Origin of the sequence: Saccharicrinis fermentans DSM 9555 = JCM 21142, assembly GCF_000517085.1 — a bacterium.
Taxonomy (GTDB): domain Bacteria; phylum Bacteroidota; class Bacteroidia; order Bacteroidales; family Marinilabiliaceae; genus Saccharicrinis; species Saccharicrinis fermentans.
In genome coordinates this window covers 1,111,999-1,130,653 of the sequence record NZ_KI912107.1, presented here as the reverse complement: position 1 = coordinate 1,130,653, position 18,655 = coordinate 1,111,999, and the positions used below count along the sequence as shown (strand labels likewise).

Here is an 18,655-nt window from a genome sequence, read left to right as displayed (position 1 = left end):
TTTTTAAGCCACTATTTCAGTGGAGCTATTAATATTTTTCTCTCTCGGGTCAAGACATATGTAATCTTGACTGTAAGGCGTTTTATTTTTTACAACGCTATAAATTGTTCTCAACATTTTATTTGACACATTATTCATAATTAAATAATGAGGTTTGCCCTCTAACTTTTTCTTTTCGTAATACAGCCTATATTCTTTATTGTGCTTGACAGCAGACTTAGCACCCATATAAAGGAGAGCCTTTAGTTTTCGATCTCCAAACGGGCTTATTTTTGCTTTGCCGACCATCTTTCCTGACGCATTGGGGAAAGGGCAAATCCCCACATATGAAGATGCCTTTCGAGCGGTGTCAATCACAAGAAAGTTCCCTGTTTTAATAATCAAATCCGTGGCTATAACAGGCCCTATTCCTTTTACGCTGACAACTAGTTCATAATTGTCGTTCAGTTCATTGTTTGCCGTTATTATAGCTTCTATTTCACTTTCTACTTCTTCTATCTCTTTGTTTAAATTGAATATAGCTTTATCTGCATATTTATGTGCACTTACGCTTTGTATGGGCACATTGGAACGACCGTGCTCTCCTGTTCTTAAAACCTTTCTTGCCTTCACTAATTGAGAACGCAGTGTATACAAACTTTTCAATTCAACTATCTCTTCTGAATCGTACTGCTTGTATTTTAACTTATCAAAGAATCGCTCTCCATATTCTCGTATTCTAGCGGCATCTATATCATCAGACTTTCCCTTTATCATACCTAGGCTATGCTTTATGGTATAACCCGGTATCAAGGCTATATCTATTCCTAACTGGTTGCATAAATAAACCAATAAGTCTCCATAGGAACCTGTATGCTCAACACACAATACGGCATCTTCTGATACGTTCTCTAAGAACTTTGATATGGCACTTAGTCTGTTCTTCACTTGTTTCTTCTTTTCTTTTCCATTCTTGTCAATAAAGTTTACATCAAACTTTTCCATTGATAAATCAATTCCATATACTTGCATAAACATTTTGTTTTATGCTCCGTATTGAGTGGCTAACATCGTGATAGTGGGTTCTGCCCTAAATACTCTCTGGCTTTTACTCAATAATCTGCTGTTCTTAATATGAAACTTAGATTCAATCTATCTGTTTAATAAAGTTAACGCAGCAGATGGAGCTTTTTAACCAATATAAGGGTATTATTTCTTATTCATTTCTAATAATATTTTACGTACCACAAACTAACGATATGTTTATAATTTGTTTCTCAGTTGTCATATGGAACTCGCCAACATTCATCATCCTTCAGTGCAAGAACAGCGCTTTCATGCTACTTTATCATGAGTAAAAACAGTCATATTCTCAAATAATTTCTTAACAAGCTTCCAATGGAACTATTAAACAAACGCTAAATACATTCTCATCCTCATCCATTTTTAAAACAGCCCTATCCCCATAAATCAAATGCAAACGTTTTTTTATATTAACAATACCCAGTCCACCACTCTTACTATCATCTACATTCTTTTTCGTAGGCACACTGTTATTACAAGTAAAAATAATCTGTTTATTCTCTTCCTTTAAACCTATTTCAATAAAAGACTTCTCACGATAACTTACACCATGCTTAAAGGCATTTTCAATAAATGGAATAAACAATAAGGGAGGAATATGCGTCTGCGGATGCTTATGCGTAATATTCACATCCAGTTGTACTTTTGAGCTTAAACGTTGCCTCATCAGATCGATATAGTTTTGAATAAACGCAAACTCTTTACTCAATGCAATGGTTTTAATATCCGATTCATATATTAGATAACGCATTAAAGCAGACAGTTTTTCAACAGAACGCTGAGCTTTATCTCCATCAATAGCTATAAGCGCATAAATATTATTCAAAGCATTGAAAAAAAAATGGGGACTTATTTGATTCTTCAAGAATGCCAGTTCCGTATCTTTATGTGCCTTTTCTTTTTCATGCTGCATTTTTTCGCTATGATTAAGCTGTTTAATAATGGCTATTCCGGTACTTGCGCTAAGCACCAAAACAAGTAAATAAAAATTATCAATAAGCTTGGGATGTATAGTGAAATTGGCCACTTTTCGAGCAGACTCCATTCTTTTTAAAGCCAGACGCTCTCTCACCCCCTCAAAATCCAGTATTTCATACCCCATTTGCACCAATATGATAGTAGCTATGGCAAATAAAAAAATAGTGACAAAAAAATACCACTTTCTCTTTAAAAAGTATAGTCGGGGCACTATTAAGAGGTAATTGGTATAAAAGGCCGCCATCATAAATATCATTTGATAATAATAGCCATATTTCCAAAAGACAAGGCGATTATCTGATTGGTCAAACACAAACAAAGGTATGGTCATGACAAACAAAATACCAAGTATATGCGGTAACCATGATCTGAATTTTGATATATGAATTTGCATGCGATAAAGATAAAATAATTTTAATTACTCATGACGCAAGGCCACTATTGGATCCAAAGCCGAAGCTTTACGCGCAGGATACCATCCAAAAAACACACCAATAAAGGAACATACCAAAAAAGATAATACCACCGAGTCAGAAGTAACCAATACGGGCCAATTCAAAATACTTTCTACTGCGTTGGAAGCCACATATCCCAGTATTACACCAATAATCCCCCCCAACACACTCAATAAGATAGCTTCCAATAAGAATTGCATCAATATATCCTTTCCTTTACCTCCTATGGCCAAACGCAAGCCTATTTCCCGAGTACGCTCTGTAACCGACACATACATAATATTCATAATCCCAATTCCTCCCACCACTAATGAGATAGCTGATATAGAGCCCAATAGAACCAACATCATTTCAGAAATAGAACCAAAATTACTAATCAATTCATCTTGCGTACGAATTTCAAAATCATTATCCTCTGCATCTTTCAGCTTATGCGATTCACGCAATAAGGTTTCTATCTCAGAACTTGCTTCATCAATTTGATTTTCATCCTTAGCCGATATCACAATATCACGCAAGTGGGTTTCACGGGTAATTCTTTTCATGATCGTCGAATAAGGAGCCAAAATCATATCGTCCTGATCCTGGCCGAATGTATTATTTCCTTTCTCCTTAAAAGTTCCAATTACTTTAAAGGGAATATTATCAAACCGAATACTCTCTCCAATGGGATCCACCCCCACACCAAAAACATTCTCCACCACCGTTTGCCCTAACACACATACCTTAGCAGCTGTCTTTATTTCCTGACTGTTATAAAACCGTCCTGTGCTAATCTCATATTTTTTTATCTGGGCATATTCTTCATTGCCACCACTTATCTCCGTTGGCCAATTATTTGATCCATATACTACCTGACCAGAACCTTTCATTCCTGGAGACACAGCCTCCAGGAGAGTACTATTTTTCTTCAAATAAGCCACATCCTTCTCTTTCAAGGTTTGTGACGATGTTCGTCCTTGCTGCACTCCACCTTTGTTTCTACTGGCCGGCATCACATTTATCAGGTTGGTTCCCATGGAAGCAATACTTGATTTAATACTTTCATTGGACCCTTGACCAATAGCCAACATGGTAATCACGGCTCCTACCCCAATGACAATACCCAACATAGTCAGAAAAGATCTCATTTTATTTCTCTTAATAGCTGCAATGGCTATTTTAAAAAGATTTACAAATTTCATCCGCTTAATTTTATTATTTAATGACCCAAACCATACCAACACATTAATTCTTCTAGTATATCAGAAGTTTTCTCAAGACTCATTCTCTCTCTTGACTTTCATACCAATACATTCAATAAAGTGAAACTCAAGAACAATCCCCATCTACTCTTGCCCACCAAGGACTATTCACTCCTACACTTGGTTCAATATATAATCATCATTTTTCAAGGCCTCAATGGCCTTTTGAGCACTCAGTGGATTCTCTGTTCTAAAATCCTTTATAAGACGCCCATCTCTAAACAATATATTCCTTTTTGTAAAAGCAGCAATATCCGGCTCATGTGTTACAAAGCCAATGGTGATACCCTTTTGATTCAACTCTTGAAACAAAGCCATAATTTCAAATGACGTACGAGTATCCAAGTTACCTGTAGCCTCATCGGCCAATATAATCACAGGGTCATTCACGATCGATCGTGCGATAGCCACCCGTTGTTGTTGGCCACCAGACATCTGATTAGACAAATGTTTCATTCTATCTTTCAGACCTACAGCCTCCAAGGCAGCCTCTGCCTTTTCCCTTCTTAACTTGCTATTAATTTGAGGGTTATACAACAGCGGCAGCTCCACATTTTCCAAAGCGGTTGTTCGGGGCAATAAGTTATAAGATTGAAAAACAAAGCCCAGCTTGGTACTCCTTATCTCTGCCAGTTGATTTCTTTTTAGGGTTTTTACATTGATCCCATCGAGCCAATAATCACCCTGTGAAGCCTTGTCGAGACACCCCAATATATTAAGCAAGGTAGATTTTCCCGATCCACTGGTTCCCATTATGGCCACAAACTCACCTTTGGTAATCAATAAGTCCACCCCTCTAAGCGCCTTAACAGTCTCATCTCCCACTTGATAATTCTTATGGAGATCTTTTATTTCTATGATTTTATTATCGCTCATGATTTACCTTTTTATGCGTTCGCAAAACTTAGTGTAAACTATCCTCTTAATTACAGTCCAGGAGAATGAGTATTTACAAACCGATTCTCCTTTCATACATTTCATACTACCTTGGAGGACGCCCACCTTTGCCCTGACGTGATGGTAGAAAAGGACTCGACGATTGCCCTTCACTACTATCCGCTTGAGCATTCTCTTGGGTTTCCTCTTCAACGCCTTCACGCATGGCAACAACAACCTTATCTCCCTCATTAAGGCCGGAGACAATCTCCACAGTGTTGCCATCATTAATACCTGTTTCTATATGAATGGGTTTAATCATATTACCATCTTTCACCCACACTGTTTTTTTCGAATCATCCTCTTGTTGCCCCATCCTAGAACCAGAATCTAACGTTTCCTTACCAGCTCTATTTCCTTGGCTCCCATTGGGTCTTTGACCACGACGTGCAGGACGCTGATCCTCAGGAAGTGACTTAAAGTAGGCCATCATCATTTCCCTCTCCGGTGTAAAACGCAATGCCTTACCGGTTACCAACAACACATCGTTGGCCTCTTCCACATAAGCCGTTATACTAGCCGTCATACCCGGCTTCAATTTTTTATCAGGGTTAGCCACAATAACGATCACTGTATAAGTTATTACATTGGATGATTCATTAGGTTGTAATCTGATTTCCGATATCTTTCCGGTAAAAGTGTCATCCGGAAAAGCATCCACAGTAAAATCAACATGTTGTCCTACCTTCACCATACCTATATCTGCCTCATCTACATCAGCCTCCACCTGCATTTCACTTAGGTCATTGGTAATCGTATATAACTCTGGCGTACTCATACTGGCAGCCACAGTTTGTCCTTCCTCCACAGCACGGTTTAACACCACACCATCTATAGGCGCATAAATATTAGCATAACCCAAATTACGTTTGGCTTTTTCTACGTTGGCTTTGGAGGAGCTTAAATTCGCCTCACTGGTTTTATAGTTATATACTGCCAAATCATAATCACTGTCCGACAACACACCCTTATCATACAAGATTTTCATTCTCTCTAGGTTACTTTTCTGATACTCATATTCAGCCTGTGACCTATTAAAATCTGCCACCGCATTCTCTAAGGACGACTTTAAGGTTGATTTATCCAGTTCTGCAATTAATTGTCCTTTTGTTACAATGGAGTTAAAATCTACATATAACTTTTCAATCACGCCTGACACTTGCGTCCCGACCACCACGGTGTTGGTTGCTTCCAAGGTTCCCGTAGCCGTAATCGAATTATTAATTGAACCACGCTCCACTGTAGCGGTCTCAAAAGCATAACCCGATTTGCCTTTTCCTACGAAGGAATAAATCAGCACGGCCGCTATCGCTATACAGGAGACCAATGCATAAATCATTATTTTTTTCCGTTTCATCTTCAATATATTTTAGTACCCTAATTAATCCAGTATTCTTATTTATTAAAACACATTCAATGCGCTAAAGATCACTTTGAATCAAAAGCTTCCTCTTATTACGCCAACTCCTGCAAACAACACAATATCACGCTTCAGGAAAGCACTCATTTTTTAATAATCCAGTTGTTCACTAGGAAGATATGGTAGATAGGCATTGTTAAAAAGCAATGGCCTTACCCATATAATATTCTATAATTTCTTTTTGCAAAACCATTTCGTACTTTGCCTTTGTTAGGTTATTTTCGGCTTCTATTAAATTATTTTTTGAAGTCAAATAATCCACAGAACTTAACATTCCCTGAGAAAACATCTCTTCGGCCAATTTAAAAGATTCTTGCTCAGCTAGATATTGTTCTTTATAGGACAAGTAAGCACTATTGGCAGTTTGTGCATCAGTACAAGCCTGTTCTATGGATTTACGCAAATCATTTTTTGTGTCCACCAGGTTAAAGCGATAATTATCTCGCGAAATAAAAGCTTGCTTTACTTTATTTTTCACTTCTTTACGTTGATATATAGGTATAGACAAAGACAATCCAATAGTAGGTGTCAACTGATTAGATAGTTGTTCATTGAAACCAAGATCAGATCCACTATAATAATTACTTTGCACACCCCCATTTAAAGATAGATAAGGAAGCGCATCTACCTTTGCCAGTTGAATATCCATTTCTGCGCTCTCCAAATCCAGCTCAGCTGTTTTAATACCCGGCTGTATTCCTAAAGCCACATTATACACAACAGCAGGATCTGTTTCCATACTCATTTTCACAAAGGATTGTTCATTGGGCACCATAATGTCAAATGAAGAACTCACTGGCATGTTCATTGTTTGCATTAAGGTAACCAACGCAATTCGTAATGTACTCTGTGAAGATACCAAAGCGGCCTTATCTGCAGAATGCTGCGATTTAATATTTAGATAATCCGCTGGTGACATAACCCCAGCCTCCCGTCTAATGGTAGCCTCTTCTAATTCCTTTGCTGTAGACTCCAACTGTGACTGGGTATTCTTCATCTGTTCCTTGGCTTGCAAAACAGTGATGTAGTTAGCTAGGATGTCCAGACTCAACAACTCCTTTTCGGTCTTCACTTCCGTTTCCGCTGCCGAAACATTCATCTTTCCCTGAAGTATCGCATTTCGTATTTTCGCTCCATTATATAATACAATATTAGAACTTAAAGAAACATTCATATTATTATTGGTTTCCCTGTTCCAGCCAGCAGTGCTACTGTCATAGGTATTATTGGAACTTACTGATTCATTGGCCGACAAGATCAAATTAGGACCACGTTCTGCCTTTCTTTGCTCCAATTGAGAATATTGACTGAGCACGTCATTTTCGGCCCTCCCAATCATGGTATTGTTTTCAAGTGCATAACTGATACAATCGTCCAGCGAAAATAGTTGTTCCTGCCCATGAACTGGTACCATAAATACTACAAATAAGATGGGCACGAATAATTTAAATATGTTATTCATTGTTGAAGCTTTAATGATTGATTTACACCACAAATCTTCAACAATTCTATACTTCAATCAATATAATTAGACCGTTGCATACATCTTTTAGAAGTTTGAATACTTTTACCCGACGAATGAAACATAGCATCATAGACAAAAGGTGACCTTTGATATTATAAAACCAGTACAATTACCCGCTTCATTCTTCATTTGAATATATATCTTTGTCCTATCAACAGACATGAAACACACCTGTAAATTTCATCATCCGATTATACACTTACGAATGGTGGCATATTGCATGAGGTCTCATGGTTCCATTGAAAACAAATTTAGACAGAGAATGAGGGAAATTGAATTATTGGCACCCGGTGGAGATGTAGATAGTATTAAAGCAGCGATTATTGCTGGAGCAGATGCTATTTATTGCGGTTTAGATAAATTTAACGCTCGCAACAGAGCTGCCAACATTAATTTTGATGAATTAAATGGTGTTATCAGGTTGGCACATTCACATCAATGCCAAATATTTTTAACACTTAACATCCTTATTCTGGAAAATGAAATTCCAGCCTTAGTACAACTACTCAATAAACTCTCTCATACAAATATAGATGGAATTATCGTTCAAGATTTGGGCTTACTCTATATCCTCTCCTCCTACTTCAAAACACTACGCATTCATGCATCCACGCAAATGACCACCCATAATGCAGGTCAACTTCAATTTTTGGCTCATATGGATGTAGAAAGGGCTAATTTATGCAGAGAGTTGAACCTGGCTGAAATTAAATATCTAAGCACCCAGGCAAAAAAACACAACATGCAAAGTGAAGTTTTCATACACGGTTCACAATGCGTTTCATTTTCAGGCATCTGTTATATGAGTTCAGTTATGAGCGGTCATTCAGGTAACAGAGGCAGATGCAGTCAACCTTGCAGAGACCGGTACGCAAGCACACAAACAGCAAGACAATATCCTTTAAACTTAAAGGACAATGCTGGCTATCATCAAATAGGTGCACTTTACAATGCCGGCGTAGACTCCCTCAAAATAGAAGGGCGAATGAAAAAGTACGATTATATTTATACTGTGGTCAAAACCTATAAAAAACAAATAGAGAATTGGCAAAAACACCAAGAACTACTTCATGAAAAAGAGATGCTGTACAAGGTTTTTAACCGCGATTTGTCCAACGGCTACCTCACAAATAAAATATCAAAAGAGATGTTCATTGATAATCCCAGAGACTATTCTATCCTACGCCTAAAGGATCAAACTGCCTTTAACAGCACGTTAACAAGGCAGCAAAATGAACTATATGATGAAAAAGAAAATATAAAGCAGCTTGTTAAAAACAAGATTCAAGCATATAGTATAGAAAAACAACCGGTGCGACTCCAAATATCCGGTGAAAGTGGATTACCCTTAAGAATATCCGTACAAACAACTGATCACTCCTTTGAAATACACTCAACTATTTTGCTTCACCATCAAGGTAACGAGCCACTAAACGAGCACATGCTTCTCAAACGTTTAAAAGCCATCAACAACAGTCTGTATTATATCTCAGAAATTAATTTGGATAAGCTTAAAGGAAGACTATATCTACCCTTTAAAGAATTAACTTCTCTCAAGGACCAAATTCTTTATTTACTCGGTGTCACAAAGAAAAATACAACATCAGTTCAGTTAGCACCCATCGATAGCATAAACCAAATTACAGCGCCATCTCTATCAGTTATCATATCTTCCCAGCAAGATGTTTCTCTTATTTCAGAGACCGACAGCCCACTTTATTTTAAGCTTCCCAGCATGCTAAGGCACCAACTACAAGCGTATATCGACATCTTTAAAGAAAAAAGCAATCTTATCCCTTGGTTTCCTACGGTATTAATGGAAGATGAATATACCACCGCCATTGAATTCATAAGAAAGGTACAGCCCAAAGTCATGGTCACTGACAACAGTGGCATAGCCTTTTTTGCCTATAGAAATGGCATCAAATGGATTGCAGGACCAGCCATGAATATTGTAAATTCCTATAGTCTGCAATGTGTAAAAGAAAAATTCAATGCCTCAGGTGCCTTCATCTCAAACGAATTAAGCCGTGTACAAATCAAAGGCATTCACAAACCAACTGATTTTAAACTCTACTACAGTATTTACCATCCCAATTTATTAATGACATCCCGACAATGTTTTACACAACAGACCATAGGATGTCCTAAAAAATTTGTAGATAGCTATTGCATTGATCAATGCGAAAAATATTCTACCATCACCCATTCCACCGGAGATACTTTTTTCATTGAAAAAACCAAAGGAAACTATCACCGTATCTATAGCCATCAACACTATCTGAACACAGAAATAGTGGATGATAAGCATCAAAAATTTGATTCATTTTTCATTGATTTAAGTAAGGTCAAAACAGATACAAAAATAAAATGCAGCAATATTGAGCTCATACAACACTTTACGCAAATTCTAAAGGGAGACAGTGAGGCGAAAAAATTATGTCATCATGATATTCACCCCACAACAAATAAACAATTTAAAAAAGGAATTTAATTACTATCATTTTCGTATATTATGATCCTACTTCGACATGTGTCAAATAACCATAAGAAAACACAAATAAAGAGAACCTATCAGTTGTTGGATCTAAAAAGAAAATGAAGATGAAAACCAAGCACAGTTCAACAAACATATATAATAAAAAGGGGCATCTAACTAAGAAATTTTATTTCAAGGAATTAGAAAAAGTTCAACTAGAATTGGTCAAACTTCAGGAATGGATAAAATTCAAGGGTCTTAAAGTTGTTATTATTTTTGAAGGCAGAGACGCAGCTGGCAAAGGAGGAACCATTAAGCGAATAACTCAACGTCTGAATCCTCGCATTTGCAAAGTGGTAGCATTACCAATGCCCACGGAGCGTGAAAAAACCCAATGGTACTTTCAACGCTATGTACAACATCTGCCTGCAGCTGGAGAAATGATTTTATTTGACAGAAGCTGGTATAACCGTGCCGGAGTAGAAAAGGTCATGAAATTTTGCAGCCATGAAGAATATGACGAATTTCTCAGGTCATGTCCCGAATTTGAACGTATGCTCATACGCTCTGGAATTATACTCATTAAATATTGGTTTTCGGTGAGTGATGAAGAACAAGAAAGCCGTTTTAAGGAACGTATTAATAAACCTTTAAAAAGGTGGAAGATAAGCCCCATGGACATGGCCTCACGTACCCATTGGGTTGATTATTCCATCGCAAAAGATAAAATGTTTCAATACACCGACACCAAACAAGCTCCCTGGTTCGTTGTGGAAGGAGACGACAAAAGAAAGGCCCGTTTAAACTGCATCTCCCACCTTTTATCATCAATACCGTATGAAAGTATTTCCTATAAAAAACTAGAACTACCACCCCTGCAAGATAAGGTTGGATATATGCGCCCACCCAAAGACGAACAAAGCTATGTTCCGGAATTTTATGACCATTCAGTAAAAAAGAAGTAATCCAATATGCCTGCATTATTTTTTCAAAAGCAGGCATAAGGATAGATACAGAAAGGTATATACCTCTCCATGAACCACATCTATTTATTTTGAATGCAATTCTCTAACTAAACGGACATAATTATAAAAGCGCTCCCCCCCTTCACCTGCCGGACCATTCTCATGTTTGGTATCAAATCTCACAGCACCTGCTCCATGAAAATCTAAACCATTTTTATTTACAGCACGCCCAAAGGAAACATACCAAGCATAATAATATGGTTTTCCCTTTTGAAACCTAGCTGAAGTACTTGACCAAAAATAAGGATAATCTTTATCTCCATTCTCATTGATAATTTCAGAGCAATGGAATACAGGATTAATGGCAGGTCTATCCAGCTTGGGATCTTTTGCTCCTGGCGCATAGTTATACTCCACTATTCCTTGCAATTCTTTTATGTTAGGTAATCGCCAATCCCTATAGCCCGCAAGATCTGAATTTTCGGCATAAGCTAAAGCATCTGGCCAGTTTAACCCCATTTCACTATCATTTTTTGACCACATTAATCCACTTGAAATATCCGTAATTGTACTATCTCCATTATCAACAAAGTTATTGAGTCCATAGACATCTCCACGAACTGCCCGTACATGTTTTAACATTGGATTTCCCTGAGGTCTTCCATTGGCAACCGGTGGTGGAGGTGTTCCATTGCGAGGTCCTTGCTCATTGGATGAAGATGTTCCTTTAAGACGCCCTGTCTCATTTGCTGGAGGAGGCGGAGTTCCTCCCGGCCGGTGTTTACCTTGTCTTCTATTACTGGGTGCAGCGGCTGGATATGCTTTAATGTGCCCGGTAGCAAAATTAACACCAAAAGCAGCATTAAATCCGCCTTCTTCTGTATGTCCTACGTATTTATTACTCGACCAATATTGCTCGCTTTTGTCAATATGAACATTATCAACCAATGAAAAATAATTCAAATCAATATAGGGCCAACCTGCATTAAAATCTGTAATTGAAAATAACTCTTTAGCGCTAGGCAATCTCCAGTCATCATAGCCACCAAGCTTCAAGTTTTCACAATAATCTTTGGCTCCTTGCCAATCAAACCCTTCCTCAGTAGGAATTTCTTGCCACATAAGATTGGAATTTAAATCAGAAACCGTTCCATCCCCATTTTTTCTATAAGACATTACTTGTCCCTTTAAATAATAGCCATCCTGCCCAAACAGAGCATCACCAGCTTTCACTCCATTCATTAATTCTCCATCAACTCCATAAGAAGATAACTGTCCTGTAGCTATTTGCACATAATTCGCAGCCTCTTTGTTTGTTATTATATCTTTCTTTTCTTTATGCTTCAAAAAGCTACATGCTGTCACAAAAAAAACACCTAAAAATAATAAGCCTATTTTCCCAAGTCTATCCATTGTCTTTATTTTCATCATAGTTTAATTTTATATAATGAAACAATGTAATCACTACTTTCACAACGGTAAAAAAAGATCTGCTGTTTGAATAATTTTAACTACAGGAGAAATAATTTCACCTACTAACAATACATATACACCAAAGATTTTGGAAATATTTAGTTATAAAACCGAAACTTCAAGCTGCAATCATTTTCACAATGCATTTATGGAGTTAAACGTACTTACGTGCCCATACGTACAAAATATTACCGATGAAAGTACAACAAAACATAGCCGTTCCGATAGGAATCAGATTATCAGTTCTGAAAAGAGCCATAATACTTCCAATGATAAAACTTAAGACAAATCTAGTAATACCTATGGTGGCATTGGCAGAGCCACTTACGTGAGGATTAATATTTAGTATCGCAGCTGTTCCGTTTCCAAATATTAAGCCCAGGCTTCCAACAAAAACAACGATACAGGCAAAGACCCATTCAAATGAAGGAGCAGACTGTCTCACCACAATAAACAAAGTTACTCCTGCCATCAGCTGGAGCAACATACCAATCCCTAACAAAAATCCAGGTTTCTTCTTTTTCAAGAGCATCGTATTCACCAAAGACAGCAAAATGTTCAGAACCACATTAGCTCCAAATAAGAATGGAAATGAAGCCGTTTCGACTCCGAAAAACTCTATATAAATAAAAGAAGCACCAGTAAGAAAAATGTACAAGCCAGCCATTGAAAAACTGATGGCAAATAACATGATGACAGATTGTTTATCAGAAAAAAATATTTTATATTTCTCAAACAACTGTTTCACTGAAACCTTCTTGGTTATCAAAGCTTTTTCACGAGACTCAGGGATGAGGATAAAGAAACTAATCCATAACAAAACAGAAAAAGCAAACATAAAATAAAAAACACCTTGCCAACCTTGATGCTCTATTAAAAAAGCACCGATAACAGGAGCAAACAAAGGAGCTAACATCATCATCATGCTAATGATAGTAACAAAACGGGCCACTTCTTTTCCAGTAAACCAGTCGCGGATAAACACATTGGAGGTCACAGTAGCAAAACCTCCCCCAAAAGCCTGCGTGAAACGCAAGATTAAGATCAATTCTATGTGGTCACAAAGAGGGATCAACAACGCAGAAATACCATAAATAGCCACCCCTAAAACGGCTATAGGTTTACGCCCAAAGGAGTCAGACAAGGGGCCTCCCAAAAAGTTACCTAGGGCAAACCCCAGAAAATATAAGGTAATGGTTAGTTCAATTACACTACCATGAACACCAAAGAATGTAGCCATCATAGGCATTGCTGCAAGATAGGAATCAATGGCAAAAGGAGATAGTGTGACCAAAGCAGCCAACATGACCGTTAACAACAATGGTTTTCTTTTATGAATATTCAGCATGTAAAAATAATGGTTATATATCTATATTAATTCTTGAAGGTGCAAAAATAACACTCTTTTTATTTTTGCTCTCCATTTACCTGTTTATAATGGAATTCGATATGATTGGAGGGATAAAAAAAGAACAAAGTAAATAAGTTTAAAAGATCGCGCAATATGTGATTTACAAGACGGCTAAAATAACCTCTAAATCCGGATTTACGCATGGAAAAAAGAACTGCAAAAGCCGTCAGTAAACCATAAAGTAATAAAGGCCATACACTTTTTAAACAGACTATTACTATCAACATAAACAGAAGCACAATCCATGTTGGATCGCTGGTCAGCACTCTTTTTAAAACATATATATTACACCAATGATCGCGATATAATATAGCACGCGGAAAAACATACGATCCATCTTTAAAAGACCGCCACATTCGTTTTTTATCTTTATAATCCACTGTATGATGATAAGCCATCAACTCTTTTTTCCGTAACAAAGGAATCCCCTTCTTTGCCAGTCGATATCCCAAATCTAGGTCCTGACCTTTTTTGTATTTATTTTTCATACCACCCACGGCCATCCAATGCATTCGTTTGATCGCAAACAAACCTCCGGTGGTAAATTGAATGGTATCCTTTTCTACATAGATCTTTCGATAGAAATCCTTTCTCAGAAATTCACCTTGATCATTATAATAATAATTCATAAAATTACCCGAAACAAACGCATACTTCAAGTGACCACATGCATCCAAAATAAGACTTAAGAAATGAGTACTAACTTCCATATCTCCATCTAAAAAGATAAGACTCTCGCCTTTAGACTCTTTAACTCCAATATTACGTGCAATTGCTGCATTGTAGTGATCGGTAATAACAAATGCTTTTACCGAAGGAAATTGCTGAACTATTTCTATACTATTATCAGTAGAGTTCGAATCCACATAAATAATCTCAGCATTCAACTGGCATTCTTTTATTGCTTTGAGTGTACTCTTTAAACATAGTTCCAAACGCCAACCTTCATTACGTCCAATGATAATAAAAGAAACCAGCGTGGCTAAAGTTTCGGAATCAGCTATACAATCTGTTTTCATAAATTTGCTATTAGTCGAGAAGGAATGATCACCATTTATGTGCTTAACCCGAAAAATTCATTATAAAATCTATTACAACTTAAATTACTGCCAATAAAGTCACTTGTTAATTCATATGAAAATATGAATTCTCATTGGTCATATGGAACTCATCACCTTCATCATTTACTTGTATGAGCATGACAAGTATCAAAATATTATATACTATTCACCTATATTTTATGAAGTATATTACGTTTTTTATAAAAAGCATAAACGGTTCTCAATAACTGCATAATAAAACCAATTAAAAACACTCGTTGAGGTGCATGCGACTTATAATACCTATACCACATTTTTAAACTCGTTTGCGAATATGGGTTAAAAAAAGATTTTAAAAAAGTAAAAACAGATTGCTTTACAAAGCTTTTACCACCACCTGTTTCTTCGATATACGAATGAACCACCACATCGTAACTAATAAAACACGGATAACCAGCCTTTTGAATCCTTAAGGCCAAATCATAATCAGAAGCATACTGCGGATATTGTTCGTTATATCCATTCACCTCATTAAAAATAGAAACCGGTATCAAGGTTCCCCTTCCGTTTAAACATTTGGTAGGGTGTAAGCCTGTCATATTTTCATGCAAAGGAGAAAAAGCCTTATGGTATTTTAGCTCCTTGGCTTTCCACCAGATAATATCTTTAATACCCGAAAAGAAAATATATGTTTGCTCTTTCTTTATCAAATTAAGCGATCCAATAACAGCTTTAGGATTTTGGTGATGCAATCTAACCAGCTTTTCGATGAGCAAAGCATTAAAATAAGTATCGTTGTTTAAAGTTATCAATAAATCGGCTCCATGTTCTATGGCAGCCTTACATCCTTGGTTCATGGATTTAGTCCACCACCAGTCTCCCGTTCCTTTAACGACCACTACTTCAGGAAAAAAGCGTTTCACTTCGTCCGAGGTACCATCCGATGAGCCATCATCCACTAGTACGACTCCTATATTTTGACAAGTTTGTTCCTGCAAGAGCTTCAAACATTGAAGCGTATAGGCCTTGCGATTAAAAACGGCTATTACAACAAATATCTTCATTTAATTATCAGGTATTATGGACTTCTTCATCCTTACAGTACAATACAGGTATTAAAGTCATCGCAATAAAAAAAACTTTGGTGAAATAAATTTGCGAAAAACCGATCAACAATATAATTATCAAGGCAAAAAAAGCCATCCGTCTATTCACATCGTAAACCCTGCACATACGATAGAAACCTAAGTAGATTAGGTAAAAATAAATCAAAAAGGCTATTGCCCCATACATAACCAGATGATTGGTTACACCATTATTACGGTGTATTGCACGGGCCTCTGTCTCACCATGAAAACGGGTTGACTGTGATCTACCCATACCTAGCACCGGATGCTGCATAAAGTCATTGATATCGATTTGGGCACTTTTAAAGCGAGTATTATAAGTGGCATCGCTATAACTCATTTTTCGCACCACTTTACTACCCAAAAAATCCACACTAAAAAATGCAATTATTCCAGTTATTACAACGATGGGTACCAAAACATAACGCCGTAATAGGTCACGATTCAAAACCAGATAAAAAGATATAAGGACCACCAGCACCAACAATCCAGAGGTTGAGAAAGTACTCAATACCCCTAGCATTAAAATTCTATTCTTTTTGTTATTCAGCTGTCCCGAAATAATAATATTGAACAATAAGGCTACCATTAAAAAACCAGAAAAAGCCCCAGGTTCCCAAAAAGGACCGGAATTTCTTTTAAGCCACTCCAATCCTTCCCCCTGCGCATTAAAGGTATAAAGAATTACACTGGGCCAGATTTTATAGTTTGTTTCTTTAATCAGCGGGTTACTAAACAATGGAGCTATGCTATTTTCAAAAAAATGTTCAATGGATCCCACATACGATAGTACATAAAAGAAAAGACTGGTCCAAACCGAGAAAACAAGTATATCTACATAATAGGTCATCATTTTTTTTCCTACAGCTTTAATGCTCAAATAAGCAAACAGCACCCGCACATGAAGACCCAAATAAGTTTGTATAGGAAACTCATAGAACTTAAGCATTTGTCCCACCTGGATACATAGGACAAAAACCACGTAATAAATAAAAAAACGATCCACATTTCTTTTTCTTCTAACAAATATAAAAGCAGGCAAAGCCAGCGAAACAATCAACATGGCAATATGAGCCTTATAAAAAAAAGGCACGCCCGAGAATGCAACCAGCAGGTAAACCAGCAAGTAATCTGTTATTTTTGTTACATTAAGCATATTTCATTTAAGCTAATCTTCAATGAATTTGAACTGCAGCTCCATATTAATTTCAATTAAATCAAAGGCATAAGCTTATCATCTGTTTAAAATAGATTCATACAATTGCGCATATTTTTTTGCAATATCATGAATGGAAAAATGATCCATGATATATTTTCGTGCATTGCTCGACAAATGACTATTTGTAGTAGTCTCAGCACAATATTTAATTCCTTCAGACAAATCCACCACATCCCTATACGCAGCCAAATAACCATTTGTTCGATGCTGTATCATATCGCTGTTACCACCCACTTGAAAAGCGACAACCGGAGTTGCACAAGCCATGCTTTCCATAATTAAATTAGACAAATTTTCCTGCAAAGAAGGTACTACCGTCACATCAACAGCCGACATATATTCAATCATACATTGGTCATCATTGATTTCTCCCAAAAAACGGGCCTTGAGTCCACCTATCCTATCATAACTACATTTTTCTCCTATCACCACCAACTCGTATTCATCGGCATTCAATAATGCCAGTGCTTCACTTATATAAGCATAGCCCTTTCTGGATTCAGACAGAACATCAACAGCTGCAAATAAAATAAGCTTTTTATCAAGTGGTAAATTTAATTTTTCTCTACAAAGCTGTTTATCTAAAGGAGTAAAATGATCCACATCAATTCCATTGGGCAATTGCACTGTTTGAGCTTTTCTACCTATCAAACTTTGTGCTGCGCAATCTCTCATCCAGCCACTTAGTCCCACTAAAGTAACATTTGGTATACTATACAAGACCTCCTGTTTTTGACATAAATGACGAAAACTCAAACCAAATTCCCCATCGTTATTTAATAACGGACAATTTCCACAACCTACAGTATACCTACCACACATGACATCATAGTGACAACCGCCGGTAAACCACCACATATCATGTAAAGAGATCACAATAGGAATTTTTATATTTTTCAGATGCAACAAATCCATATAGCCCCGATTGATCCAATGCAGATGAATAATATCTGGTTTTTCTTTTTTGATTCGTCGACGTATGGAGTGTGCAGGATGTCCTAATGAAAACATCTCTTTGTACCCACCCGCACTACTTTTGATGGCAATTTTTTCAAGATTAACATAAACCTTTGTCAACTTTTTCTTCCACTTTTCCCTATGAATATCAGTAACCGTTTCATCCAGTGTTCGTTTAGCACCCACCCACATTTTACTTTCAATACCACATTGTAGCAAACCTTTATGCAGGCGATAAGCTGCACGGCCGGCGCCAAAGAAGTCTTTTCCACACAGTTGAAGTACTTTCATGCGTTCAATTCTATTAATATTTCATATGATTATAATTTGTTTTTCAGTTGCCATATGGAACTCACCGTGATAA

At 37.0% G+C, this 18,655-nt stretch carries 14 protein-coding genes; 2 read left to right on the top strand and 12 right to left on the bottom strand.

Features of this window, described 5'->3' with window-relative positions; translation table 11 throughout:
- Positions 1–3: 3 nt before the first annotated feature.
- The 6 genes from CYTFE_RS0104600 to CYTFE_RS0104575 form a co-directional block, all read right to left on the bottom strand.
- Complete coding sequence (locus tag CYTFE_RS0104600) at positions 4–1,011, bottom strand: IS110 family RNA-guided transposase (RefSeq protein WP_044262557.1); 1,008 nt, start codon at positions 1,009–1,011, stop codon at positions 4–6.
- Between the two features lie 352 nt (positions 1,012–1,363).
- Positions 1,364–2,434 carry a sensor histidine kinase gene (locus CYTFE_RS28365; protein WP_052342990.1) on the bottom strand — a complete coding sequence of 357 codons (1,071 nt, stop codon included), beginning with the start codon at positions 2,432–2,434 and terminating at the stop codon, positions 1,364–1,366.
- 24 nt (positions 2,435–2,458) lie between these two features.
- The gene (locus CYTFE_RS0104590) at positions 2,459–3,679 is read right to left on the bottom strand and encodes an ABC transporter permease (protein WP_027470860.1); all 1,221 of its coding nucleotides are present in this window, start codon (positions 3,677–3,679) and stop codon (positions 2,459–2,461) included.
- A gap of 174 nt (positions 3,680–3,853) precedes the next feature.
- Entirely contained in the window at positions 3,854–4,615 is a 762-nt protein-coding gene (locus CYTFE_RS0104585; RefSeq protein ID WP_027470859.1) for an ABC transporter ATP-binding protein, read from the bottom strand.
- A 106-nt stretch (positions 4,616–4,721) separates the two neighbouring features.
- The gene (locus CYTFE_RS0104580; protein ID WP_052342989.1) at positions 4,722–6,032 is read right to left on the bottom strand and encodes an efflux RND transporter periplasmic adaptor subunit; all 1,311 of its coding nucleotides are present in this window, start codon (positions 6,030–6,032) and stop codon (positions 4,722–4,724) included.
- A 199-nt stretch (positions 6,033–6,231) separates the two neighbouring features.
- Positions 6,232–7,557, bottom strand: coding sequence for a TolC family protein (locus tag CYTFE_RS0104575; RefSeq protein WP_027470857.1), 1,326 nt, complete (start codon positions 7,555–7,557; stop codon positions 6,232–6,234).
- A gap of 325 nt (positions 7,558–7,882) precedes the next feature.
- Between CYTFE_RS0104575 and CYTFE_RS0104570 the strand changes: the two genes are divergently transcribed.
- Positions 7,883–10,114, top strand: a complete 2,232-nt coding sequence (locus CYTFE_RS0104570; RefSeq protein ID WP_044213205.1) for a peptidase U32 family protein — start codon at positions 7,883–7,885, stop codon at positions 10,112–10,114.
- Between the two features lie 110 nt (positions 10,115–10,224).
- Entirely contained in the window at positions 10,225–11,064 is an 840-nt protein-coding gene (gene ppk2, locus CYTFE_RS0104565) for a polyphosphate kinase 2 (protein WP_044213228.1), read from the top strand.
- An 84-nt stretch (positions 11,065–11,148) separates the two neighbouring features.
- Here the strand turns inward: ppk2 and CYTFE_RS0104560 are convergent, their stop codons facing one another.
- The 6 genes from CYTFE_RS0104560 to CYTFE_RS0104535 all read right to left on the bottom strand — a co-directional run bounded on the left by CYTFE_RS0104560 (position 11,149) and on the right by CYTFE_RS0104535 (position 18,582).
- Positions 11,149–12,495, bottom strand: a complete 1,347-nt coding sequence (locus tag CYTFE_RS0104560; RefSeq protein WP_027470854.1) for an Lcl C-terminal domain-containing protein — start codon at positions 12,493–12,495, stop codon at positions 11,149–11,151.
- Positions 12,496–12,691: 196 nt separating this feature from the next.
- Positions 12,692–13,885, bottom strand: coding sequence for a multidrug effflux MFS transporter (locus CYTFE_RS0104555; RefSeq protein WP_027470853.1), 1,194 nt, complete (start codon positions 13,883–13,885; stop codon positions 12,692–12,694).
- A gap of 59 nt (positions 13,886–13,944) precedes the next feature.
- Complete coding sequence (locus tag CYTFE_RS28360) at positions 13,945–14,967, bottom strand: glycosyltransferase family 2 protein (protein ID WP_027470852.1); 1,023 nt, start codon at positions 14,965–14,967, stop codon at positions 13,945–13,947.
- 212 nt (positions 14,968–15,179) lie between these two features.
- On the bottom strand, positions 15,180–16,052 hold the full coding sequence (locus CYTFE_RS0104545) for a glycosyltransferase family 2 protein (protein WP_027470851.1): 873 nt from the start codon (positions 16,050–16,052) through the stop codon (positions 15,180–15,182).
- A 7-nt stretch (positions 16,053–16,059) separates the two neighbouring features.
- Positions 16,060–17,271, bottom strand: coding sequence for an O-antigen ligase family protein (locus CYTFE_RS0104540; RefSeq protein WP_027470850.1), 1,212 nt, complete (start codon positions 17,269–17,271; stop codon positions 16,060–16,062).
- 78 nt (positions 17,272–17,349) lie between these two features.
- On the bottom strand, positions 17,350–18,582 hold the full coding sequence (locus CYTFE_RS0104535) for a glycosyltransferase (protein ID WP_027470849.1): 1,233 nt from the start codon (positions 18,580–18,582) through the stop codon (positions 17,350–17,352).
- Between the last annotated feature and the right edge of the window lie 73 nt (positions 18,583–18,655).